15 protein-coding genes are annotated in these 24,461 nt (G+C 62.3%); 3 read left to right on the forward strand and 12 right to left on the reverse strand.

The features are described from left to right. Positions 1–48: 48 nt before the first annotated feature. The 3 genes from polA to D0T11_RS10695 form a co-directional block, all read right to left on the reverse strand. A complete protein-coding gene (polA, locus tag D0T11_RS10685) occupies positions 49–2,937 on the reverse strand; it encodes a DNA polymerase I (RefSeq protein WP_119655785.1) in 2,889 nt (962 codons plus the stop codon). 207 nt (positions 2,938–3,144) lie between these two features. Beyond that, entirely contained in the window at positions 3,145–3,702 is a 558-nt protein-coding gene (locus tag D0T11_RS10690; protein WP_119655786.1) for a carboxymuconolactone decarboxylase family protein, read from the reverse strand. A 133-nt stretch (positions 3,703–3,835) separates the two neighbouring features. Continuing rightward, complete coding sequence (locus D0T11_RS10695) at positions 3,836–4,702, reverse strand: helix-turn-helix domain-containing protein (protein WP_119655787.1); 867 nt, start codon at positions 4,700–4,702, stop codon at positions 3,836–3,838. A gap of 213 nt (positions 4,703–4,915) precedes the next feature. On the opposite strand from D0T11_RS10695, the gene D0T11_RS10700 reads away from it, so the two are divergent. Continuing rightward, a complete protein-coding gene (locus D0T11_RS10700; protein WP_119655788.1) occupies positions 4,916–5,482 on the forward strand; it encodes a PA2169 family four-helix-bundle protein in 567 nt (188 codons plus the stop codon). 102 nt (positions 5,483–5,584) lie between these two features. On the opposite strand, the gene D0T11_RS10705 is transcribed toward D0T11_RS10700, so the two are convergent. From D0T11_RS10705 to D0T11_RS10725, 5 genes are all read right to left on the reverse strand, one after another. Beyond that, positions 5,585–8,029 (reverse strand): hypothetical protein, encoded by a 2,445-nt coding sequence (locus tag D0T11_RS10705; protein WP_147374613.1) that lies wholly within the window; start codon positions 8,027–8,029, stop codon positions 5,585–5,587. 10 nt (positions 8,030–8,039) lie between these two features. Then, the gene (locus tag D0T11_RS10710) at positions 8,040–9,233 is read right to left on the reverse strand and encodes a DUF4249 domain-containing protein (protein WP_245990740.1); all 1,194 of its coding nucleotides are present in this window, start codon (positions 9,231–9,233) and stop codon (positions 8,040–8,042) included. Further along, positions 9,234–11,999: a TonB-dependent receptor gene (locus tag D0T11_RS10715; RefSeq protein ID WP_119655790.1), complete on the reverse strand. Its 2,766-nt coding sequence runs from the start codon at positions 11,997–11,999 to the stop codon at positions 9,234–9,236. 57 nt (positions 12,000–12,056) lie between these two features. Then, positions 12,057–12,899, reverse strand: coding sequence for a hypothetical protein (locus D0T11_RS10720; protein ID WP_147374614.1), 843 nt, complete (start codon positions 12,897–12,899; stop codon positions 12,057–12,059). A 423-nt stretch (positions 12,900–13,322) separates the two neighbouring features. Continuing rightward, entirely contained in the window at positions 13,323–14,249 is a 927-nt protein-coding gene (locus tag D0T11_RS10725; RefSeq protein WP_182888343.1) for an EamA family transporter, read from the reverse strand. 271 nt (positions 14,250–14,520) lie between these two features. Between D0T11_RS10725 and D0T11_RS10730 the strand changes: the two genes are divergently transcribed. Further along, a complete protein-coding gene (locus tag D0T11_RS10730) occupies positions 14,521–16,188 on the forward strand; it encodes a M1 family metallopeptidase (RefSeq protein ID WP_119655793.1) in 1,668 nt (555 codons plus the stop codon). A 159-nt stretch (positions 16,189–16,347) separates the two neighbouring features. Then, the gene (gene lpdA / locus D0T11_RS10735; RefSeq protein ID WP_119655794.1) at positions 16,348–17,754 is read left to right on the forward strand and encodes a dihydrolipoyl dehydrogenase; all 1,407 of its coding nucleotides are present in this window, start codon (positions 16,348–16,350) and stop codon (positions 17,752–17,754) included. 69 nt (positions 17,755–17,823) lie between these two features. Here lpdA and D0T11_RS22110 read toward each other — a convergent pair whose 3' ends face one another. From D0T11_RS22110 to D0T11_RS10750, 4 genes are all read right to left on the reverse strand, one after another. Next, positions 17,824–18,657 carry a hypothetical protein gene (locus tag D0T11_RS22110; RefSeq protein ID WP_147374615.1) on the reverse strand — a complete coding sequence of 278 codons (834 nt, stop codon included), beginning with the start codon at positions 18,655–18,657 and terminating at the stop codon, positions 17,824–17,826. Positions 18,658–19,176: 519 nt separating this feature from the next. Beyond that, positions 19,177–19,590, reverse strand: coding sequence for a hypothetical protein (locus D0T11_RS10740; RefSeq protein WP_119655795.1), 414 nt, complete (start codon positions 19,588–19,590; stop codon positions 19,177–19,179). Positions 19,591–19,756: 166 nt separating this feature from the next. Further along, on the reverse strand, positions 19,757–20,335 hold the full coding sequence (locus D0T11_RS10745; protein WP_147374616.1) for a hypothetical protein: 579 nt from the start codon (positions 20,333–20,335) through the stop codon (positions 19,757–19,759). A gap of 277 nt (positions 20,336–20,612) precedes the next feature. Next, positions 20,613–23,837 (reverse strand): T9SS type A sorting domain-containing protein, encoded by a 3,225-nt coding sequence (locus tag D0T11_RS10750; RefSeq protein WP_119655797.1) that lies wholly within the window; start codon positions 23,835–23,837, stop codon positions 20,613–20,615. Between the last annotated feature and the right edge of the window lie 624 nt (positions 23,838–24,461).

The raw sequence follows: 24,461 nt of genomic DNA on the forward strand, positions 1-24,461 counted from the left end.
CTGTAACTCAGAAGCGGGCATTTGCATGGGCGGCGCTGCTGCGAACGGTTAGTGGGCCTGCAACCAGTTCTTGCCCGTGCCTACCTCCACTTCCAGGGGCACGCCATGGGGCAACAGCAGAGCGGTGGCCATCAGCTCCTTGATTTTGGGTGTGATGTAGGCTACCTCCTCCTGCGGGGCATCAAACACCAGTTCGTCGTGCACCTGCAAAATCATGCGGGTGGCCAGCTTCTCGTCGCGCAGCCACTCATGAATGTTGATCATGGCCTTCTTGATAATGTCGGCCGCCGTGCCCTGGATGGGGGCGTTGATGGCGTTGCGCTCGGTGTAGCCGCGCAGCGTGGCGTTACGCGAGTTGATGTCGCGCAGGTAGCGGCGGCGGCCGAGCAGTGTTTCGGCGTACTCCAGCTCCCGGGCCTTGTTGATGCTGTCGTCCATGAACTGCTTGACCGACGAAAACTCCTCGAAATACGTGTCGATGATGTCGGTGGCCTCCTTGCGTGAAATACCGATGCGCTGGGCCAGCCCGAAGGCCGAAATGCCGTAGATGATGCCGAAATTCACGGTTTTGGCCTTGCGCCGCATCTCGCTGTCCACCTCGTTCAGGGGCACCCGGAACACCTTGCTGGCCGTGCTGGTGTGGATGTCCTGGCCCAGGCGGAAAGCTTCGATCATGGTCTGGTCGCCCGAGAAATCAGCCATGATGCGCAGCTCTACCTGGGAGTAGTCGGCGGCCAGCAGCAGGTGGTTGGCGTCGCGGGGCACGAAGGCCTTGCGGATTTCGCGGCCCTTCTCGGTGCGGATGGGAATGTTCTGGAGGTTGGGGTTGGTGCTGGAGAGGCGGCCGGTGGCCGTTACGGCCTGGTTGAAGCTCGTGTGCACCCGCCCGTCGAGCTCGCACACCAGCTGGGGCAGGGCCTCGACATAGGTGGAGCGCAGCTTGCTGAGCTGGCGGTACTCCAGAATCAGGCCCGCAATGGGGGCGTCGGCGGCCAGCTGGCTCAGGATTTCCTCGCCCGTGGCGTACTGGCCGGTTTTGGTTTTCTTGATTTTCTTGCCGCCCAGGTCCATTTTGTCGAACAGCACCTCGCCGAGCTGCTTGGGCGAGCCGATGTTGAACTCCTCGCCGGCTTCCTGGTAAATCTGGGTTTCCAGCTCCGTGATGTAGCCCTGCAACTCGGCCGAGTACTCGCCCATGGCCGCCGAGTCAATCTGCACGCCCTCGTACTCGATGGCGGCCAGCACCGGCACCAGCGGGTTTTCCACCTCATTCAGCAAATCGAGCAACCCTACCTCCTTCAGCAGCGGCTCAAATACATACTTGAGTTGCAGGGTCACGTCGGCGTCCTCGCAGGCGTAGTCCGACACCTGGGCGGGCGGCAGGTCGGCCATGGTTTTCTGGTTCTTGCCCCTGGGGCCGATCAGGGCCGTGATGGGCACCGGGGTGTAGTGCAGGTAGGTTTCGGCCAGCACATCCATGCCGTGGCGCATGTCGGGCTCCAGCAGGTAGTGGGCCAGCATGGTATCAAACAGCGGCCCCCGGATTTCGACGCCGTAGTGCTTGAGGATGGTGAGGTCGTACTTGATGTTCTGGCCGATTTTGAGGATGTGCTCCGCGTCGAAGAAGGGCCGGAACTCGTCTACCAACGCCTGGGCGGCCGCGTCGTCAGCCTGGGGTACGGGCACATAGTAGGCCTCGCCCGGCAGCCAGCAGAACGACAGGCCCACCAGCCGGGCCGTCATGGTATCGAGGCCGGTGGTTTCGGTGTCGAAGCTGACTTCGGTTTGCAGCAGCAGGAATTTCAGCAGCTCGGCCCGCAGGGCGGGCGTGTCCAGCAGGTGGTACTGGTGGGCCACGTCTTCGAGGGTGCGACGCAAACCGGCCGGAGCCCCGAGGCTGCCCGTTTCGCCTTCCTCGGCCCCAATGGCTACGGCCGCATCAGCCGGGGTGCCGAACAGGCTGCCCTGGCCGGCGTTCGTTTTTCGTTTTTCGTTTTTCGCTCGTGGGCTAACGTTGCCCGTAACGCCGGCCGGGCTGCCGCCGTCCAGCACGCGGGCGGCCAGCTGCCGGAACTCCAGCTCATCAAACAAGCGGCGCAGCTCTTCGTGGTCGGGCTGGTCGAGCACCAGCTTGTCGGCCTCGAACTCGATGGGCACATCCAGGTGAATGGTGGCCAGCTCCTTGCTCATGAGGCCCTGCTCAGCAAATTCGCGCACGTTCTGCTGCTGCTTGCCCTTGAGCTGATCCACGTTGGCAATCAGGTTTTCCACCGAGCCATACTCCTGAATCAGCTTCTTGGCCGTCTTCTCGCCGATGCCCGGAATGCCGGGAATGTTGTCGGAGGCGTCGCCCTGGAGGCCCAGAATGTCAATTACCTGCTCGGCCCGCTCCACCTCGAAGCGCTGGAGCACGTGGGCCACGTCGAGGATTTCGGCGGCGTTGCCCATGAAGGCCGGCCGGTAGATTTTCACGCAGTCGGTAACCAACTGGCAGTAGTCCTTATCGGGCGTCATCATGTACACCTCGCCAAAGCCCTGCTGCTCGGCGCGGCGGGCCAGGGTGCCAATCACGTCGTCGGCCTCGTAGCCCTCCACCAGCAGAATAGGAATGTGGAAGGCCTGGATGATTTGCTTGATGTAGGGAATGGCCAGGCCGATATCCTCGGGCATGGCCTGGCGCTGGGCCTTGTAGGCGGCGTACTGCTCGTGGCGGAAGGTTTTCTTGGGGCCGTCGAAGGCCACGCCGATGTGGGTGGGCTTCTCCTTTTGCAGCACCTCCACCAGCGTGTTGGTAAAGCCCAGAATGGCCCCGGTGTTGAGGCCCTTGGAGTTCACGCGCGGGTTCTTGCTGAAGGCGAAGTGGGCGCGGTAAATCAGGGCGAAGGCGTCGAGCAGGAACAGCTTGCGGGCGGGCGCGGCGGGCGTTTCAGAAGTCATAGGGCGAATATACGGCGGCAAAGAGAAGGCCGCCGGCCCGGCATCCGGAGTCTGCGGCCGACTATGCGGTCAGTCACTGCGAAATGAGCACGGGGGGGGTACGCCTGGTAATCCGCGCCCCGAGGCCGCGCAGCAGACGCTCCCAAACAAGCGCGGGCACCCCTTTCGGGGCACCCGCGCTTGGCAACGACTTACTGACTGGTGAAATCAGACGGTGGCGGGCTGCCAGGCGAACTTCTGGAAGGCTGCATCCACCGGCGTCTCGGCCAGGTGGTTGGTGTAGTTGCTGATGACTTTCTGCGAGAGGCCCAGCACGATTTCCAGCACTTGGCGCTTGGTGTAGCCGGCCGCGTAGAATGCGGTCAGCTCGGCTTCGCTTACCCGGCCCCGGTTGCGCACCATCGAAAGCGTGGTATCGTGGAGCACCTGGAGCTTGTCGGTGGGCAGGGCAGTACGGTTGCGCAGGGCCTCCGTGATGGCCGGGTCCACCTGCATCATGTGGGCGATGCCCGTGTGGGCGGGTACGCAGTAATGGCAGTCGTGCTCCACGTTGATGGTCTGCCACACCACCGTCAGCTCGTCCTTATCAAACGACGATTCGGTGAAGAGCTGGTGCAGCGTCTGGTAGGCGTTTAGCAGGCCCGGGGCTTCGGCCAGCGCGCCGTGCAGGCCCGGAATCATGCCGTACTCCTTCAGGGATTTTTCCAGCAGGGGCTTGCTCTGCTCGGGGGCGGTTTCGAGGGTGTGGATGGGGAAATTGCGCATGGTTGTCTGGATGTAAAGTGGAATAATCGGGGGCGGCTGGTATGGTTTTCCACCCCCGGTTTGCTTACGACAAAGGTACTGCCACCCCCAGCCCGAATTATGGACAATGAGCCCGATCTTATGGACATTCGGTTCAATCGGCCGCTCCCTCCGGGGCGGGGTGGGCGTGGCTGGCCCGATAGGTGCTGGGGGCCACGCCCGCCCGCTGCCGGAACAGGCGGGCAAAGTAGAGCGGGTCGTTGAAGCCGGCCTCGTAGGCAATTTCGCCGATGGGCAGCGCGGAACCCGTCAGCAGCGCCTTGGCTTTCTTGAGCTTCTGGCTGATAAAATAACTGGTCGGGTTGTCGTGATACAGCTTTTTGAACGCTCTTTTAAAGGAAGAAAGACTCAGATTACACAACTCGGCCAGCTCCGTCGTGCTCAAATTGGAATACGTGTGCAGGTCGACGGTATTTTTTATGTTGATGTCCATGGGCGAGTGCAGGTGGGTGGCCAACGACAAAATCGAGTCGGCACTACCGGTCTGCACCAGCAGCAGCACCAACTCCTTCACTTTTACTTCCAATAGCTCGTCGTTGACCAGGGCCGGGTTCTGGAAGTAGAACTCCAACGAGTCGAGGTAGCGGGCAATAACGGCATCGTGGGCAATGGCGATACTGCCGCCCGTTGCGGCCCTTTTCTCCATCAGGGCCGGCAGCTCGGTGGGGTAGAGCTGCTTCAGCAGGTCGGGATACAGGTGAAAGGCCAGTACTTCGACGGTCTGGCCCTTGAGCTTGTGGATGAAGTCGAGAAAATACGTGCCGCATTTCAGCAGCACCGACTCCTGCTCCCGGATAAGCAATCTGTCCTGGGCCGACAGCAACCGGGTGCCGGCCCCCTTCATGTGCACGAAGCAGCCTTCGTTCTGAAAAACAGCCTCGTGCCGGTGAGGCGCGCTGAGGAGTAGCTTTTCGAGAATGGTGTTCCCTTGGTAGGTAAAGGCTTTTCGGTCGACAATCATGGCAAAAGCTGGTTGGGGCCAGGGCCAGGAGTGCGAAAAAGCTGGCTGGATCCGGGCGGTGTGCCCCAAACTACGGCGGCCGGCAGAAGGTTGCCGGCCGCCGGGCGGGCAGGCAAGGACCCCAGAAAACCAGGCCGCCGCCAAGCTCAACCTTAACCAAGCCCCGGCCAATGGCGTAAGCAAGCCGAATCCTGAACCTTACTCGTTTTTCTCATGAAATCTTCCAACCCCGAAACCGAAACCAAGAAAACCGGCGGCCTGATGGGCAAGCTGGTCGGCGGCGCACTGCTGGCGCTGGGCGTCAGCTTCCTCGTCAACAAAACCCAGGGCAAAAAAACGGCGGTATCCGACTCCGAAACCGAGGCGCTGCACGAGTTGCTGCTCTTCGTGAACGACCGGGTGGAGGGCTACCAGCGGGCCGTAGACGAAAGCCAGGACACAGAGCTGCGCGGCTACTACAAGCAGTTGGTGAGCCAGAGCCAGCAGTTCTCCAACAGCCTCAACCAGCACCTGCGCCAGTTGGGCGGGGGCCGCGAAACCAGCACCACGCTAAAGGGCAAGCTCTACCGCCGCTGGATGGATGCCAAGGCCCTGCTTACGGGAACCAGCGAAAAGGCCATTCTGGGCTCCAATGTGTACGGCGAGGAATGGGCGCTCAAAGCCTACAAAGAGGCCCTCGACAGCCAGGCCCTCACTGGTCAGCTCCGCCAGGAGGTAGAGCGCCAGTATGGCAAATCGCAGCAGACGTACGATAAGCTGAAAAATCTGCAAGCAAAGTAAAGCGTCTGAAGCCGGCACTCCGGCCCCGCAAAAAACACCCCGCCCGCCGCTTTCAGTTGAAGCGGCGGGCGGGGTGTTTTTTGCGGGGCTATTGCGGCCGCTTTACAGGTTCGGTGCCACCTCGAAAGTGCAGCTGGTGCTGCCCGCCGCGCCGGTGGCGGCCAGGCCCTGCACCACCACCCGGTAGCGGCCGGGCTGGTCGCCGGTATAAAACTCCAGCGTCTGGCCGGCTCCGTCGGCCGTCGTCGTCGTCACCTGCGGATTCCAGTAGAGCAGCTCCCGGAAATCGGGGCGGCGGCTCTGCTTCTGCTGGGGCGTTTCGTAGCGGGGGGAGTAGAACTCGCGTTGCTGCTGCCGGCCTTCGTACTCCTGAATCAGCACGCGCGGATCCAGCGCAAAGCCCTCCAGGTTGCCCTCGTAAGTACTCAGGCTTACCAGGCCGCTGTACGTGGCCCCCCCATGCACGTAGCGGCTGTCGATAACGTCGAGCCGCCGGATTTTGAGCGGGTTCAGGGCCATTACTTTGTTCATATTGAACACGGGAACCCCATCCAGCAGCACCATCGGGTTCTCCGTGAAAACCGTGCTGTTGAGCTTGTCGACTACCTTGAGGTGAAACCCGTCGGGCCGGATCCGCACCGCCACTTCCTGCACGTATTCCCGCAGCACTTCCTCCAGCACCTTGAAGCGGGTGTAGCGGTCCAGCAGGTACGACTCGCCGGGCCGGCCGTAGAAGGGCGTGCTGTCGGGGGTGGCGGCCAGGTACGGAAGCTGCTGCCGGTTGGCGTACAGGGCCTGCACGCGGGTTTGCAGGTGCCGGCGGGCGTAGGCCTGCTCGAAGCGTGGAACCAGGGCGAAGGGCGGGGCCGCCAGGGGGGCGAACCGGGCTGAGAAAGGACTGAGCAGCGTTATCTGGCACGTACTGTCCTGGCGCGGGTCCGTCTGAAGAACCACCGTGGGGGAGCCGAAAACATCAGGCGTTTCGAACTGCACGATGCCGGCAGCGTTGCTGCGCGCGTTGTAAAGCCGTACGAGCCGGCCCGGGACCGATAAATACGTCAGCAGGTCGGGGTAGGGCTGGTCCGTGCCGGCCCGGGTGAGCTTGGCCCGGACCACGGGGCCGTAGGGCTCGGGCAAAAAGGCGGGCGGGGCCGGCGCGGGCGCAAAAACGGCGTCCCACCCAAACCGGCTCCAGCCCTGCGTCAGCAGCAGGTCTTCGGTGGCCTCGGCCACCTCCGGGCCGGTCGCCGTGAAGTAGTAGGCCGGGTTGTCTACCGTTCCCCGCAGCTCCGACGTCAGCCCCAGGTAGTGGTCGATGGTCGGTGGCGCGTCCGCGTTAAGCGAATCGAGCCGATATACCGCCACGGAGAGGGCGGCCGGCGGGGTTGTGGTACCGGTGGGGCTGGAGGCAGTGAGCTGAAGCCGGACCTTTTCGCGGGGCGTGTAGCCGCTCTTATCCGGCCGGGCATCCAGGGCCAGCCGTTGCCGGGGCCGCTGAAAGAACAACCGGTCGCAGAGGGGCTGATGGGCAGTCGTGAACAGCGTGAAATGCGAAACGCCCTCCGGAAGCTGGCTTTTGGCGAGCGTCAGCGTAGCGGAACCACTGGTCAGGCGCAGGGGCTGGGCCAGCGCGGCCTGGTGGCGGGCGTGAACCAGCAGCAGCACCGTCTGGTCCTGATCGGGGGTGGCCTGCACCGTGAGCGTAACCTGAGCCGGGCCGCTGTCGGCCACGCGCAGCACGTACCCGTTCTCGGCCACGGAAGGCAGCCGCCGGACTACGGGCCGGGGCAGGCGGGGGTGGGAGAGGATGGCCGTGTAGCGGTTCCCCGCCGTGGTGGGAGTGAGCAGAAAGCTGCCCATCCCGCCCCGGCGGGCACTAAATGTGGCTACCGTGGTGCCCTGTTCGTCCAGCACCTGGCCCTGGGCACTGCTCCCGGGGCCGGGAAGGCCCGTGAGTTGAAAGGCTACCCGGCTCCGCAGCCCCCGGACCAGCGTGCCGCCTTCGGGGAAGAACTGCACGTTGGGGCCGGTGGAGTCCTGGGCAAGCGGGCGGCCCGAGGCCACGGACGTATTGAGCAGGGTGATGGACTGGTGGAAATAGGCCTCCGGCCCCTCGTTCTGCATCCAGCGGGTGTAGGCGCGTACCGTGTAGTTGCCCGAGGCCAGGCTCGCGGGCAGCGTAAGCGTGCCCTGGCCCCGGGTGTTGGTGAGGGCCACCTGGGTTTGAAGGACGGGTTGCTGGCCGGCGTCGAGCACCTCTACGTAGGCCACGCTGCTCAGGGCCAACGGCCCCAGGCTGGGGCCACCCACGGCATACACCGTAAACCAGGCGGTTTCCCCACTCAGGTACAGGGGCCGGTCGAGGTGCAGAAACAACCGCTCGTAGGGATGCAGCCGGGCATACTGGCTGAACTGGCGGGTGAGGCCTTGCAGCGGGCCTGGCTGAGCGGCCACCCGGCCCGGCAGCAGCAGGCCCAGGCCGGCCACCAGCAAGCCCACCAGCAACCCCCGAAGCCGGACTACTTGCCTGAAATTAGCTTGATGCATAAAGTAGTGATTACCAGAATGATGGGCGTACGGCCGAACCCCGTTCCCGGCAGTCCACGCAATCCTTGGCCTTGGCTATGTAGGCGATTACCACTCCCATATCGCTATACACTCTGTCGATGGGCAGAAAGCCCGGGTTGCCGAAGGACGACTTCAGTTTGGCCGGCACGTCGGCCAGCTCCGTCTTGGGCGGCGTAACGTACACCGTGTCGGGCGGAACGCAGCTCTCGTAGCCGGAGCGCCGCCCCCAGCCCCTGGGCAGTTCGGGCTGGGCGATGAACAGGCGCTGCTCGGTGGTGGAGTGCGCGCCCACAAAGCCGAGGGCCAAATCGTCGGGGTTGCGCAGATTCGAGATGTTGCCCACCACTTGCGCCGGCTGCGGATCGAACAAGGTGCCGATGCTTTCGGTGTTGCGGCGCAGCAGCTCCCAGTAGCCATACTCGGCCTGGGTGAGCACGTGCTGGCGCACCAGAATGCTGTAGCGGACGGCCAGCAGGGGCGAGTCGGGGGAAAGGGTTTGCACCCGGAAGTTGCTGACCACGTCTTTGGCCAGGGGAGTGGTTTTGCTGATGAGAATCCGGTTCGACTGGTCGCTGACCCAGCAGCTGAGCGGGTACCGCACCCGGATATCCCGCAGCTCGTTGAGGGCATTGTCGTACTCGATCAGGGGCTGGTAGGGGGGGCGGATTTCCCAGGTTTGCTCGTACTCCCAGCGGTAATACTGCGAGGCCCGCGTGTCGTCGTGGGTGCTGACGAACACCCTGACGCCGTCCGTTTCGGGCTTCCAGCTCACCTCATCGACGGGCACCGATAGCTTGACCGCCACAAAGTCCGAGGCGTAGTCCTGGCCCCGTTGGGTGGCAATGAGCAGCCGGTAGCGGCGGGCCGCGTCAAAGGTCAGCGTGGCCGAAACGTAGGTGCCCGCCGCCGTTTCGGCCAACGGATAGCGCGGGCCATTCTCCTGCTCAATGAACAGTTTGGCCTTCGTTTCGGCGGGCGGGGCCGTTTTGCTGGCCACCGCCGTCGTGCGCGAAAGCCGGATGGTGGTGCTCCCCCGGGCATTGAGAAACCCATCCACCACCAAGTAGCTGGGCGGGGCACTCACGATGGCCGGGGCGTAGGGCTCCACGCAGCTGCCGGCCAGCCAGGCCAGCACCAGCACGCCGAGCCAGGACAGCCGGTGAAACACAAGGGACATCTTCATCTAGAATTTGAAATTATAGGTGAGCGTAGGAATGGGGCGGCCAAAAATGGAAAGCTTGTAGCCCTTAATCTGGCCATTCTCCGATTTGAAATAGATGGAGTACGGGTTCTGGCGGCCGGTCAGGTTGTAAACACCCAGCGTCCAGGAGCTGTGGGCCAGCTTTTTCACCTTATGGTTGCCCTCGATGTTGAGCGCAAAATCGGCCCGCAGGTAGTCGGGCACCCGGTAGGCGTTGCGGTCGGAGTAGAACACGCGCAACGAGTTGCCGGCGTAGTACTTGGCAATGGGCAGCGTAATGGGCCGGCCGGTGCTGTAGGTGAAGTTGAGCGAGGTGCTGAAACGGCGGCTGAAGCGGTAGTTGCCAATCAGCGTCACGTCGTGGGGCTTGTCGAAGTTGCTGGGGTAGTAGGTGCCGCCGTTGATCTGGTCGGCGGGCGTGCCGGCATTGATGCGCACCAGGGCGCGGGAGTAGGTGTAGCTGATCCAGCCGTTGAGTTTGCCGGTCAGCTTCTTCACCATCAGCTCCACCCCGTAGGCCTTGCCCCGGGCATTCACAATGTCGGTTTCGATGTGGGGGTTGAGCAGCAGCACCGCCCCGCTCTTGTAGTCCACGAAGTCGCGCAAGGACTTGTAGTAGGTCTCCACCGATGTTTCGATGGTGTTGGATTTGAAGTTGCGGTAGTAGCCCACCGACACCTGGTCGCCCACCTGGGGCCGGATGTTGGCGTCGCTCAGCTTCCAGGTGTCGGCCGGCGAAACGGAGGCCGTATTGGTGAGCTGGCTGATATACTGGCGGGTGCGGTTGTAGCTGAACTTCACCGAGGCATTATCGGAGAGCGAGTAGCGGGCCGACACCCGGTACTCGGGGCCGTGGTAGGTGGCCAGCACTTTGCCCGCCGCGTAGCGAACGGTATCGAGAATAGTGCTTTCCGTGCGCGACTCGCCGGGGGCGTACTCGTACACGGTGCGGGGACCCAGGGCATGGTAGAGCGAGTAGCGCAGGCCCAGCGAAACGGACAGCCGCTGGGTCAGGTCGATGCGGTCGGAGAGGTAGAGGGCGCTTTCCAGCGCCTGTTCCCGGGCCAGCACGTTGGGCCGGATCAGCGACTCTTCCCCCAACGGCCGCAGCGCCCCCGGCTGCACCTGGTAGAGCAGCGTGCTCACGCCAAAATCGAGGGAGTGTTTCGGGTTAGGAAAGTAGCTGAAATCGGCCCGCCCGCTGGTCTGGTTGATGGCGTACTGGAGCCGGGAGGCATTCACCGGATTCTGCTCGCTGGTAATGTCGTAGTCGTAGTGGGTATAGGCCCCGGTCAGCACCCCGTAGAGCTGGTTGTTGAAGTTGTGGCGCCATTTCAGGCTGGCCGTTTTGTTGAGGTACTGGTAGGTGGTGTCGCTGGCCAGCCGGAACCGGTCGGTGCTCAGGTAACCGGTCGCGTACACCGTGTTCTTCTCGTTGATTTCGTGGCTGAGGTGGGCGCTCAGGTCCGAGAAGGCGGCCGAGCTGCGCTGAAAGGCCTTGTTGGAAAGCCGCCGCAGCAGCCAGTCGGAATAGCTGGCCCGGCCCCCGATCAGAAACGAGCTTTTATCCTTGATGATGGGGCCTTCGAGCGTGAGCCGGCTGGTGAGCGGCCCGATGCCGCCCGCCCCACTGAACTTCTTCTTGTTGCCCTCGCGGCTGGAAATATCGAGCACCGAGGACAGCCGCCCCCCGTACTTGGCCGGAATGGCGCTTTTGTAGAGCTCCACGCCCTGCAAAATGTCGGGGTTGAAGGCCGAGAAGAACCCGAACAGGTGGGACGGATTGTAAATGGTCATGTCGTTGAACAGGATCAGGTTCTGGTCCGTGTTGCCACCCCGCACGTTGAGGCCGGTGCTGCCTTCGCCCACCGACTTCACCCCCGGCAGCGTGAGCACCACCCGCAGAATATCGGTTTCGCCGAAGGCCGTGGGCACCTGGCGCATGGTTTTGATGTCGAGCTTTTCCAGGCCCATCTGCATGCCCGATACGTTCTTGTCTTTCTCGCCTTCGATAACGACTTCCTTGAGGGTGGTAATGTCTTCCTCCACCTCAATCTCCAGGCGGCCACTGCCTTTGAGAATCACCTGGCGCTGGGTGTTCTTGCTGCCCACGCTGCGCACCTTCAGCGTGTAGCGGCCGGCCGGCAGCGTGAGCGAGTAAAACCCAAACTGATCGGTACTGGTGCCCACGCTCGGCGACTCGCTGAAGATGGTGGCCCCCACCACGGGCTCCCCCGATTTGAGCTCCTTGATATGGCCGGCCAGCGTGACGGGGCCACTGCCGCCGCCCAGCCCTATTTCGTGCACCTGGTACTCCGCCGCACTCACGTAGCGCGAACGGCCGGGAGCGGCCGCCGGAGCCGTGGCCTCAGGCGTCGCCGCCAGCGCATCGGGGGGCGAGCCCACCGGCCGGAAAAAGGCCCTGGGCAGTTGCAGGTCGGGGGCCGGGGCCGTTGTAATGAACACCCACCGCTCGTGGCCGAAGGCGAAGTGAAAAGGCGTATTCCGGAAGGCGCGTTCCAGCACGGTGGCTACCGGCTGCTCGCGCACCTGCACACTCACCCGGAACGTGTCGAGCTGGGCCGCGTCGTAGTAAAAACGATAATCGGTCTGAATCTCCAGCTCGTGCACGAATTGCCCGAACGGCAGGTGCCGGAAGTCGCCGGTAACGGTTTTGGGGCCGGCCTGCTGAGCGTAACCGCTTCCGTTGGCAAGCAGCACTAGTAAAAGAAGGTAGATAATTCTCATGCGGGCGCAGCTGCCTGATTATTGATGGGTGTAGGGCTGAATAGGTTAACCAAAAGGCTAGGGCAGCAGCAGGCTGTTGTAAAAATTACTTAATGCGAGAAAATCACTCTCGAAGCTTTTCTTCTTGAGCTTTAGTTTGTTTTTGCGCATGTAAATTCTAACCTCCGAAATATGGTCTTTAAATAAATTATAGACCGAACGCTTGGAGCGAATCGGATAGTAACGGCCATCTTTTCTGGCAAATAATTTTTCATCCGCAAGGTATTCTATGATTACCGTTTGATTGGCGATGTTCTTCTGTATTTTTTTGGCGCGCCGGGCCAGAACGCTGATGGGCTTATCCCGGAGCAGGACTTCATAATAGCCAGTCGCCAACGTGTTTTTTGCGCTGCTATCGGCTAGTATCCGGATAAAGTAATGGTTGTTTATCGTGAAATACGTTAGTTTTTCATCAACCAAACGCACCAGTAGCGGGCTGGTGTTCTGCGCCAGAACTACCTGGTCTAATAGCGCATCGTATTTTAAGCGCGTTTGCTGAAACAGGTGGCCGTTGTAGTGCACGGTGCCGGGCTGGACTTCCGGAATCAGAAAAAAAGGGTGGCCAATCTGGCGGCTGCCTTGTTTGGCGTACTCCACGTATTCAGGGCCATTATACAATTGCGAATGAGCCCCGAAGGCATCGTCGTAGAGCCGCAAAACAGTGCTGGTGTCCGCCGCGGGCAATAGGGCCGAAGGGGTGGTTTGGCCGTGGACGGGGAGCTGGAACAGGGCGAAAGCCAGCAGGCACGCCAGCCACCTGCAAAACAACGGATAAGGATTTGCGGGATGTTGGCCGTGGGTTGGCAGATGAGTAGTAGCTAAAAAATATAAACCAGGTTCACCGGTAATCAACTGGCGCATAGAGTTCTTGCGGGTAAGTGGGGTGTTTTCAATGCAGGCAGTACGCTCGGGCTGCCCCTGTCCCTAACGTGTCGATAATGGTGGCCGGCTGGCGTTTGGCCGGCTGCTCTGGGCAGGCCCAGGGTGCCAGGTATTCCGGCAGCCGGCGGGCCGGCGGAGGCAAGGACAGCAACCGGCGAAGTGAGGTTGCGCCCCGCTCCGTCGCCACCCTCACTGGTACGCGCCAGCGGCCTGCCGTTGTGGGGCTGGCCGGGCAGCGTGCGGCGTCAAAAGTACCAGAAGAATTGGTTTGCAGCGGCCCGGGCAGCAGGGCGTAGTCCCGGGGGCGCGCACCTGAATAGCCCCGCGGGCAGAGCCCGCCCAACAACGCACGGGCACCCCGGGGCCGGGGGACGGCCCGGGCTATTGCGGTGGGCAGCCGGGTCAGGCTTTGCGCTTGCGGCCGCCCAGCACCACCAGGGCCACGGCCACGGTAATCAGGGCCGCCCCGCCCAGCATTTTCGGGCCGGGCACTTCGCCCAGGAAGGCCCAGCCCAGCAGCACCGCTACCACCGGGTTCACGAAGGCGTAGGTGCCCGCCAGGGCCGGCTCCACCACCCGTAGCAGCCAGATATAGGCCGTGAAGCCCACGATGCTGCCGAACGTGACCAGGTAGATGTAGGCCAGCCAGGACGTGGTGGTGACCTGGCTGAAGTGGAAGCCGGTGGCGTCGCCGCGCAGCAGGCCCACCAGCAGCATCAGCAGGCCGCCGCAGAGCATCTGCATGCCGCCCGAGAGGAAGGGCGAGGGGGCCGGCTGGTGGTTTTTGGAGTAGAGCGAGCCAATGGCCCAGACCAGGGCCGCCGTGAGCACCAGGCCCATGCCCAGGGCCTCGTGGCCGGGCTTGGCTACGTGGCTTGCCCCGGGCGTGCGGGCCAGCAGGTACACGCCCCCCAGCCCGATGGCCAGCCCCACCGCCACCAGGGGCCGGGGCCGCTGCGAAATACCGCTCCACCAACCCAGCACCGCCAGAAACATGGGCACCGTGGCTACCAGCAGCGCCGTCAGGCCCGTGGGCAGGTACTGCTCGCCCAGCGTGACGCCCCCGTTGCCGAAGCCCAGCAGGCAGGTGCCGATGATGAAGGCCGTGAGCCAGCCCTGGCGGGTAGGGGCCGGCTCGCCCCGCCAGCGCATAAAGCCGTAGAGCAGCAGCCCCGCCAGCGCGTAGCGGGTGCCCGCCATCAGCAGGGGCGGAATGGAATCGATGGCGAACCGGATGCCCAGGTAGGTGGAGCCCCAGATAATGTAGAGCGAAGCAAAGGCCAGCAGAATGGCCGCCCGGGAGGGCGCGGGGGAGGAGGTGGGGAGCATGAAGCGCGTAAAAGCTGCCGCGAAGGTACGCCCGAACAAGCCGTAGCGCGAAAGTTCGTTGCGCGACGAGCACGGCGAGTATCCCCACTGAAACCCACGTAGTCGGCAGCCCTGGCAGAAACGTTGCCGGCCAGACCGGCATGGCGTCCCGCTGCCCCGGAACTCGCTCCACTCGTCGCGCAACGGACTTTCGCGCCACGGCGTGCTCCGGTGCACGCGGCGTTTACCCGCCAGCCCCGTTCTTTGCCAGCCCACCACACTCGCCTTCCCCGTGCGCCTTTCCATTCTTCTGCTGCTGGCCGCCCTGCCCGGCCTCTCCCGGCCCGTGGCGGCCCAGCTGCTGCAAGCGGCCCCTACCTTCACCCGCGCCGATTCGCTCCGGGGCCACCTCACGGCTTTGCGCACCTGCTACGATATCAACTACTACCACCTCGATGTGCGCCTCGACGTGGCCGGCCGCGCCATCCGGGGCTCCAACGAGTTCCGGTTCACGGCCACCCGGGATTTTACCCGTTTGCAGTTCGATCTGTTTGCCAACCTGACCGTGGAGAAAGTGGAGTACGAGGGCCAGCCGCTGCCCTTCACCCGCGAGTTCAACGCCGTATTCGTCACCTTCCCCGAAACCATCCGGCAGGGCCGGCGCGCCGCCTTCACGGTGTACTATGGGGGCCGGCCCACGGTGGCCGAAAACGCGCCCTGGGACGGGGGCTTCGTGTTTGCCGCGCACGCCGGGGGCCAGCCCTGGGTGGCTACGGCCTGCCAGGGCGTGGGGGGCAGCATCTGGTGGCCCTGCAAAGACCACCAGGCCGACGAGGTGGATTCCATGCTCATCAGCGTGACGGTGCCCAAAGGCCTGACCGATGTATCCAACGGCCGGTTGCGCCGCACTACCAGGCTCAAGGGCGGGGCCACCCGCTTCGACTGGTTCGTGGGCAACCCCATCAACAACTATGATGTGGCCCTGAACGTGGCCAACTACGCCCACTTCCAGGATACCTACGCCGGCGAGCTGGGGCCGCTCAGCCTCGATTACTGGGTACTGCCCGAGAATATCGGCAAAGCGAAAAAGCAGTTCGGCGCGAACGTGCAGCCCATGCTCAAAAGCATGGAATACTGGTTCGGGCCGTATCCTTTCTATCAGGATGGCTATAAGCTCATCGAAACGCCCCACCTCGGCATGGAGCACCAGAGCGCCGTGGCCTACGGCAACGAGTACCAGAACGGCTACCGGGGCCAGGACCGTTCGGGCACCGGCTGGGGTCTGAAGTGGGACTTCATCATCATCCATGAAAGCGGCCACGAGTGGTTCGGCAACAGCATCACCAGCCAGGACATTGCCGATATGTGGATTCACGAGGCCTTTACCACCTACTCGGAGGCCCTGTTCGTGGAAAGCCAGTTCGGCCAGGAGGCCGCCCGCCAGTACCTCCACGGCCAGCGCCGCAACATCCGCCACGATGCGCCCATCATCGGCCCCTACGAGGTGAACGAGGAGGGCTCCTCCGACATGTACGATAAGGGCAGCAACCTGCTCCACCTCATCCGCACCAGCTACGTGCCCGACGACGCCCGGTGGCGGGCGCTGCTGCGGGGCCTCTCCCGTACCTTCTACCACCAGACCGTCACCACGGAGCAAATCGTGGACTACTTCAACCAGCAAACCGGCCAGCCCCTCACGCCCGTCTTCGACCAGTACCTGCGCCACACCAGCCTGCCGGTGCTGGAGGTGCGCTTCCCGGCCACCGGCCCGCCCCTGGCCCGCTGGATTGCCGCGGTGCCCGGTTTCGCGCTGCCCGCCCGCATCCGGGTGCGGGGCGCCGCCGGTTTCGTGGCCCTGCCCCTGACCACGACCTTCCAGCCGGTGAGCCTGCCGGGGCTGACGAAGGAAAACCTGGAGGTGGACACCGGGAACCAGTACATCGGGGTGCTGGTGGAGTAGCTGGCATTCCGACGCAGGAGGAATCCGGGTCAAGTCATCGAACGATGCAGTTCTACGGCTTGACCCGGATTCCTGCTGCGTCGGAATGACAGTTTACATCCCCGCCGCAACCGCTACCTTTGCGCCCAGTTGATTTCCACCGAATTCACTCGCTTACCTATGAACCAATACGACGTTACCGTCATCGGCTCGGGGCCGGGCGGCTATGTGGCCGCCATCCGCTGTGCCCAGCTGGGCCTCAAAACCGCCCTCATCGAGAAGTACGATACGCTGGGCGGCACCTGCCTCAACGTGGGCTGCATCCCCAGCAAAGCCCTGCTCGACTCCTCCGAGCACTACCACAACGCCCACAGCGTGTTCCAGGAGCACGGCATCGAGCTGAACGATTTGCGGGTGAACATGCCCCAGATGAACGACCGCAAAAACGGCGTGGTGAAGGCCAACACCGACGGCATCGTGTACCTGATGAAGAAGAACAAGATTGACGTGCTCCACGGCCTGGGCTCGTTCGTCGATAAAACGCACATCAAAATCGTGCCCACGGGCGGCGGCGAGGAGCAGCAGATCGAGACCAAAAACGTCATCATCGCCACCGGCTCCAAGCCCACCGTGCTGCCCTTCATCAGCCAGGACCAGGAGCGCATCATCACCAGCACCGAGGCCCTCAACATCCGCGAGGTACCCAAGAGCTTCATCGTGATTGGCGGCGGCGTTATCGGCCTCGAAATGGCCTCCATCTACGCCCGCCTGGGCGCGGAAGTAACCGTGATTGAGTACACCGACGCGCTGGTGCCCACCATGGACTCCAGCATTGGTAAGGAGCTCAAGCGCGTGCTGGGCAAAATCGGCATCAAGTTCATGCTCGGCCACAAGGTAACCGGGGCCACCCGCGAAGGCGACGTGGTGACGGTAACTGCCACCACGCCCAAGGGCGAGGAGGTGAAGGTAGCCGGCGACTACTGCCTGGTGGCGGTGGGCCGCTCGCCCTACACGGCGGGCGTAAACCTGGAAGCCGCCGGCATCGAAATGGAGGAGCGCGGCCGCATCAAGGTCGATGCCCACCTGCAAACCAACGTGCCCGGCATCTACGCCATCGGCGACGTGGTGCGCGGGGCCATGCTGGCCCACAAGGCTGAGGAAGAAGGCGTATTCGTGGCCGAAACCATTGCCGGCCAGAAGCCTCACATCAACTACCTGCTCATTCCGGGCGTGGTGTACACCTGGCCCGAAGCGGCGGGCGTGGGCTACACCGAAGAGCAGCTCAAGCAGGAAGGCCGGGCCTACAAAACCGGCAACTTCCCCTTCCGCGCCTCCGGCCGTGCCCGCGCCTCCGGCGACCTCGACGGCTTCGTGAAGGTGCTGGCCGACAAAACGACCGACGAAATCCTGGGCGTCCACATGGTCGGCCCCCGCATTGCCGACCTGATTGCCGAAGCCGTAACGGCCATGGAGTTCCGCGCCTCGGCCGAAGATGTGGCCCGCATGAGCCACGCCCACCCCACCTACGCCGAAGCCATGAAGGAAGCCTGCCTCGCCGCCACCGAGAACCGCGCGATTCACATGTAATTCCGCCCTAACCGGCAGTAAACGCAAAAGCGGCGGTAGCTCTTGGGGGCTGCCGCCGCTTTTGCGTTTTTAAGGTTGAAATACTTGTTCTTCAGGGTATCTGAGTAGGTCTGTATACTCAATACTATCAAATAATCTTTTACACACGTCTTTTAAATGTAACGCAAGGTTGAACATATCTGTGATGTCTGGTTCTTTACTATGAGCCACAGCCTCACCATCATTAAACCAATATGTTGTACCGAAGAAGCTATATTCCTTGCTTTTGCCATGATATATATAATTTGTGTGCATGCAATTTCTGTATTTTCCATAAAACTCTAAGAATAGTTTGTCGTCAGTAATGCTGCCTGTATGGTTGTTTTTGTATATAGAATAAATTTTATTATATTTTCTGCTTACTGGAACATGGGTTAAATGACCTCTAGAAAATATTTTTTTAACTTTATTGCTATCAGATTGATTTAAATTATATTTATTTAAAATATTTTCAATCTCTTTGTAATCGTATTCTAGTAAGCTATGTATTATTTCGTCGGTGAATAACTGCTCACATACATATGTTAGACAGAATTCAAATATAGACCATGATTCTGTTAGTAAATTTCGATTTGTGCTATTTCTAAGGCTATAAAAAGTTGTAGTATCGCTTTTTGTAGCTACAAAAACTTCTATGATTTTTCTTTCTTCATCAGTTAATTCCACTTCTTTGTCGGCAATGATGATTGATGAATATATGGAGCACCATTGACGGTAGTAAAGCTCAAGAGTAGAAAAAGAAAGTTCTAAATATGATTTTCTAAGGTCTTCTGATTTAAGGGGATATATTGTTATTTCGTTGCCTAAATCATTTAATTTATCTAAAATATATTTCATATTTTTGACGCTAAGATTTTGACGCATGATTTATTTTTTATGAGTTAATATCTTGTGAGTAAAGTAAAAAGATTCAGTGTTATGGCTTCATTGAATTATTAAATATTCTGTGCCAGCTTAAACCCGTTCTTGGTCTTAGTACTACTGGCCCTGGATATTGATGGTTTCGTCTTTTAGCAGCTTACTCAGATTATCAATGTCGCCCGCAACGGTGTGTATTAGTGGTGTGGTAACAATATAGCACCTATTTCCCATCATAAGCATTTCCAGAGCGCAGGAGGGCAGATATGATTTCATTCGATCACTTCCGCAGTGGAAGAGGAGGGAAAATTTTACATTCGCTTACCCCGGCTCCGGCCGGCACCTCTGAACTTATCCGCTACATCAACCAGCCTCCCACTTCGAAGGTAGCGATGGCCATCACCGAATCCGCAGAGTGCTAGGTGTCGGAATAACGACTACCTATTTGGGCAAATCTTAAGCATCATCACAAAAAAACCGCCCGTCACAAATGTGGCGGGCGGTTTCTTGTGGAACGGCGGCGGGTTAGGCCGGCAGGGTGGCGCGGTGGGCGCTGATGCCGGCCTTGATGGTAGTCAGCAGCGCCACCTGGGCGGCGTTCTGCTCGGCGTCCACGTCGGCGAGGAACTCGCTGAGGCCGGTGACGCGGCGGGCGCGCTTCTCCAGCTTCTTGCGCTGCACCACGTAGGCGTCGCGCTCGTCGGTGTGCTGCTCAATGGTTGCTTCATCGAGGCCGGGGGCGGCCAGGATGGCGTCGGCCACCGCAATTTTGGCCTGCACCACGGCCAGCTGGGAGGCCACGCTGGTTTGGGTGCGCTCGGCGCGCTTGTCGCTCAGGTCGTGGCTGGCGTCGCGGACCGTGAAGGTTTCCAGCTCGAAGTCGACTTCGGTCGTGGCCTGGTCGCAGAGAGCCCGGGTAGTGAGGGGGGCATAATCCATGAGAATAAAGGGGGTAAAGGTGAATACTGCCCGGATAACGGCCGTACCGGCCGGATTAGTATAGCAAGTCAGGAATATTTTTTAGCGGCTGGCCGGAGCAGGTGATAGTATTGGAACGGCAACTAAAAGCTAGCTCCCCTCCTCAGATGAGCAGGGGAGCTAGTTTTTAGCTTGCCTGAAACGGCTCAACCAGCGCGGTGGCCAGCAGGGCGGTCAGGGCGGCGGCTTCGGTTTCGAGGGCCTGGGCCTGGGCTTGCAGCAGGTGCCAGCGCGTGACGGCCGCCGCCGATAGCGGCCGGGCCTGCCGCCGCAGCCAGCCGGTGCGCCAGGTGGCCCGCTCGGGGTCGGGGTCGGGGGGGGCGGCCAGTAGCGCGGGCAGGACCAGCGCCCAGCGGTGGGCCTGGTGGGCTTGCTGGCTGAGGCGGGCCGCCTGGGTGCGCAGCCGGGCCGCCCGTTGCTGGCATACCCGCCGCCGGAAATCCAGGTCGGCCGGGGTGGGAGCGGGCTGGTCGGGGGGCAGGGCGGCGGTAGGGGCCGCCGCGTCGGCGTCGGGGGCGGGCAGGTGGGCCAGCAGCGGCAGCAGCGCCTCCGTGACAGGCAGCGTGAGGCGGCGGCGGCCGGTTTCGATGCCCTGCACCTGAATGGTACTCAGACCCAGGTAGAGCGCCAACTCCGGCTGGCGCAGCCCAAACCAGGCCCGCAGCCGCACCAGCAGGTGAGAGGAAGCAAGAGAAGGACGAGGCATAGCAACGGGAAAAAGGTGTATGGGTATTTTCAGTTTTCCGGAAATACCCATACAACGCTGCTTCATGGTGGTGTAGTATGCCCGGGGCCGCCACACTGCGGAAGCAGGGTGCCGGCGGTCCCGGGTCTTGTCGTACTCTCCTCCTGAACCCGCTCCTGAACCTTCCCCACGCAGCCTCCCAAAACCGGGCAGCGGGTGCCGGTTAGCCCGCCGTCGGCCGTGCGGGTAGGGCGGCCTCACGCGGCCCCGGCCCCCGGGCTGCTGTTGGTGGGTCGTCCTACTGCTCAATCACTACGCGCTGCGTAAAGCTGGCCGTGGCCGTCACGACGCGGAGCACATACACGCCGTCTGCCAGCGTGCGGGTGTCTACTGTTGCCTGGTCGCCGGCCACGGGTTGCGTCCGTACGGCTTGCCCCAAGGCGTTGTAGAGCGTGGCCGTGGCTGGCCCCGGGTGCGGCGGCAGGTGCAGCTCGAACTGTTGGTGGGCGGGGTTGGGGTACACCCGCAGGAGCTGGTTGCTGGCTGGGCGTCCCGTTGTGGTTACCAGAGAAGGCTGGAACTCCAGGGCGAACCGGTCCGGCGCGCCTGTGCCTGTCAGGGGGAAGTCAACGGCTGTGCCCTGGGCCAGGAGAGTACGGGTGTTGCGCTGGGTATCGAGCAGGTAGAGGGTGGTTCCGGCGGCAAAATTCTCCAGCCGGGCCACTTGCAGCGCGTAGCTGCCCGCCTGGGGCACGGCCAGCCGGAGGGGTACCCGGGTGGTTGTCAGCAGCTCGGGCAGCCCATTGATGGCCAGGGCCACGCTGTCGGCCTCCGTGGCGAGGCCGGGGTTGCCGGGGTTGGGGCGCTTCAGGGCATCGTAGGCGGGTGTGAAGCCGGCCGTGGCTCCCACCTCAAAGTACACGTAGGCCGTGTCGGCCGCGCCGGCTCCGCGGAGCGTCAGCGCTACCTGGGGCCGCGGGTCGGCTTGCGGGCGCAGTACGGGCAGGGTAGTGGGCGTGGTCAGCCGGTGCGCGTCGTGCAGGCTCAGCCGACCCGGCTGGCCCGGGGTGCTGGTGCGCACGAAAAACCCCTGCCCCAGGGCCAGCACGGGGGAGGCCCCGATTCCGTTCACGTGCACCCGGTAGCGGCCCGTCGTCGGGCCCGTGCCCTGCCACACGTACAGGGCTGCGTCGAGGCCGTTGCGGTCGGCGGCGGCCACGCGGCTCCAATCCAGCGGGCTGGGGTAGGGGTTGCCTACCAGGTGCCAGCCGGCGTCCGCGCCCGCGCCCCGGGCCAGCACCTGGGTTACGGGTCCGCTCGTGAGCGGACCCACGAAATCCACCGTGGCCGGAGCGGCGAGCTGCACCTGGTAGCCCCGGCCGGCCGGCAATAGGGTTGCCAGGCTGTCGGGCGAAACCCATCCGGCATCGAAGGGCCGGGGGCCGGTCAGCCGGGCTTCTTCGTAGAAAAAGACGGTAGGAAAGGGCGTAACCGCTGCCGGATCGGGGGCGGTGTTGTAGGCGGGGTTGACCACCGGAGTGAAAGAGGCAGTCTTCAGGTCCGCGACGGTAACAGCGCCCACCGGGGCCGCCAGGTGGCGGTACCCGGCCCCCGGGTTCAGGGCTGGGCTCACGTAGCGCTGCACCGTAACCGGGCCACTGACGACGCCACCGCCGGCGACGACCAGGGCCGTGCCGGCGGCATCGGAGCGCAGGGTCAGGGGGTAGTCGGGGGTGGTCGTGAGCGTGCCGGCGGTCAGCGTGAGGGTTTCCGTGAACGTCAGGCGCTGGCTCAGGATCAGGCCGGCGGGGTTGTTGACTTCCAGCCGGCGCACCTGCGCCGGCAGGCTCGTGCCGGTTGCCTGGGCCTGCGTGCCCGCGTAGCGGTAATCGGCCTCCGGGCTGTAGCTGCGGGTGCCCAGCACGCGCACGGCCCCCTCGCCCCCGGTAGCCGAGAGGCCGGCCGTGTCGCAGACCACCAGGCGGGCATCAGCGGCGAGTACGAAGCTGCCCGTGCCGGTTATGGGCTGGCAGGCGGTAAGCAGTCCGCCCCCCTGCACCGTGAGCGTGCCATCTATTACCAGGGGGCTGCTGAGCGTGGCCACCCCGGTGTTGGTAACCGTGACGTTGCGGTAAGTACCGCCGATAGCCTGCACCCCGGCTACGACCACATCGGTAGTAGAGGGGGGCGTGCAGGTTTGCAGAATGATGGCCGGCGTGCAGCTGGCCCCGTTGCCGGTGATGGTGGCCGGGCCCTTGCGGCGCAGGTACTGGCACACCCAGGGCTCGGCGCACGTTGCCAGGGAGGTGTTTCTGACCAAGGACAGGCTCGCCAGGGGAGAGTAGTCGGCGAAGGCGAAGCCCGTGCGCAGGGACGTCAGCAAGGGGCTGTCCGTCAGATTCAGCCACTGCGGCGCGCGCGCGCCCGTAAAGCCGGTGAGCAGGATAAGGTGGGGGTTCTGTGAAACGGTCAGGTACTTGGGAGCAACCAGGTCGCGGAAGCCGGTAATTTTTTCCAGTCCCGCGTTGTCAGTCACGTATAGCGATTCATCCACCCGGCTGCTGTTGAAGCCGCTGATTTCCTGTAGCATGGGGTTGCGGCTAACGCTCAGGCTCGTGGCCTGGAGGCCGCGAAACCCGCTGATCGTGCGCAGCTCGGCGTTGCCACTGATAGAAACCTGGCCGGCTCCCGTCAGTGCCTGGAGCGAGTTATTGAACCCGGTAATGGAACGCAGCCGGTCGTTGTTGCCGATGCTGAGATACTGCACGCGGCGCAGATTGTTGAAACCGGCCAGGTCGCGCAGCAGCGGGTTGGATTGGATAAACAACTGGTCCACGTCGTGCAACGCGTTGAACCCCCCGATTATCTCCAGCTGAGGACACCCGGTGAAGTACAGGGCCCCGGCTGCCCGGGACGTTCCCTCGATAGTATACAAACTGTTGAAGCCTTGAATGGCGGCCAGCTTGGGATTCGAGGCGAAGTAGATGGAACCACTTCGGGAGAGCATCCCAAACCCCCTGACATCGACCAGGTTGGGGTTGCCCTGGATAATAATCGCTTTTGCATTGCTCAGCTTCAGCAGGAAGCCGGAGATTAGGGCGAGGGACGGGTTGATGTTGATCGTGATGTCGCCGCCCACCGTCTGCAAGCTTTCCAGCAGGTCGTTGTTTGCCAGCAACCCGATGCCATTGAGGCTGGTGGCACCGGAGATGGTCAGATTGCCGCCGATGCGGGTGATGTTCTTCAGGCCGTTGAGGTCGGTCAGGTCGCCTAAGTTGAGCACTACATCGCCATTTACTTCCCGCAGCGGGGCCAAGGCATTCAGGTGCCGGATGGTGCCGGGGTAGATGTTGGACCCCCCATTGATGGACAGGGAGTTGGCAATAACGCACCCCCCCGTGCGGCCATAGTCATCCAGCTGCGCCTGGGTATTGAAGGCAAGGTTGCAGAGATTGGGTTGCTGGGCGTGCGCCTGGGAGGCTGCGCTGATGAGAACGGCCAGCAGGAGGAAGAGCTTTTTCATGGGGCACGGGGGTGTATGAGAAAAACGGCCGGGAGCGGCTACGAGGCAAAGCCGGCGGCTTGCAGAGGGCCAACGGACTCAAGAGCCAGCAACCGCCAGGTGTCCGCAAACCAAGGCTGCCCATCAGCCCACCCCACTGGCGGTAAGCTCCGGGCGAAACTGCGGCGGCAAGGACGAGGCAACGACGGGTGCTGGACGACGACGGAGCTGCGGGAATCCACTCCATCAATGAGACGAGTAGACGTAGGGATAAAGTTATATTAAATAGTAAGTAATTTATATACCTACTACTGGGTATTTTTATAGTGCCCCATAGCCCCTCACCACCTGCCCAACGTGTGGTCCATAACCGAAGAGTACCCCATCCGGTAGCGCAGAAGCTCGCTCAGCATTCGTGGTCGCCATGCTGCCCGGGGTAGTGAGTGTGCTGGCTATGTGGCTGCGATATGGGGAAATAGTGGACCAGTAGCCGCCCCCGCCGCCAGTCCGGCCCGTCGGTACCCAGTAACTTTCGACTTGCAAGGGCAGCCATTTACGCAGGATGTGGGAGCAGGCAGGAGCGAACTGAAATTTGACCCGCTCACCTAGAGCGGTTCCCGAGTCAGTGTACTCTTTCCGTTCTCG

Source organism: Hymenobacter rubripertinctus (genome assembly GCF_003583925.1).
In the GTDB taxonomy this organism is placed as follows: domain Bacteria; phylum Bacteroidota; class Bacteroidia; order Cytophagales; family Hymenobacteraceae; genus Hymenobacter; species Hymenobacter rubripertinctus.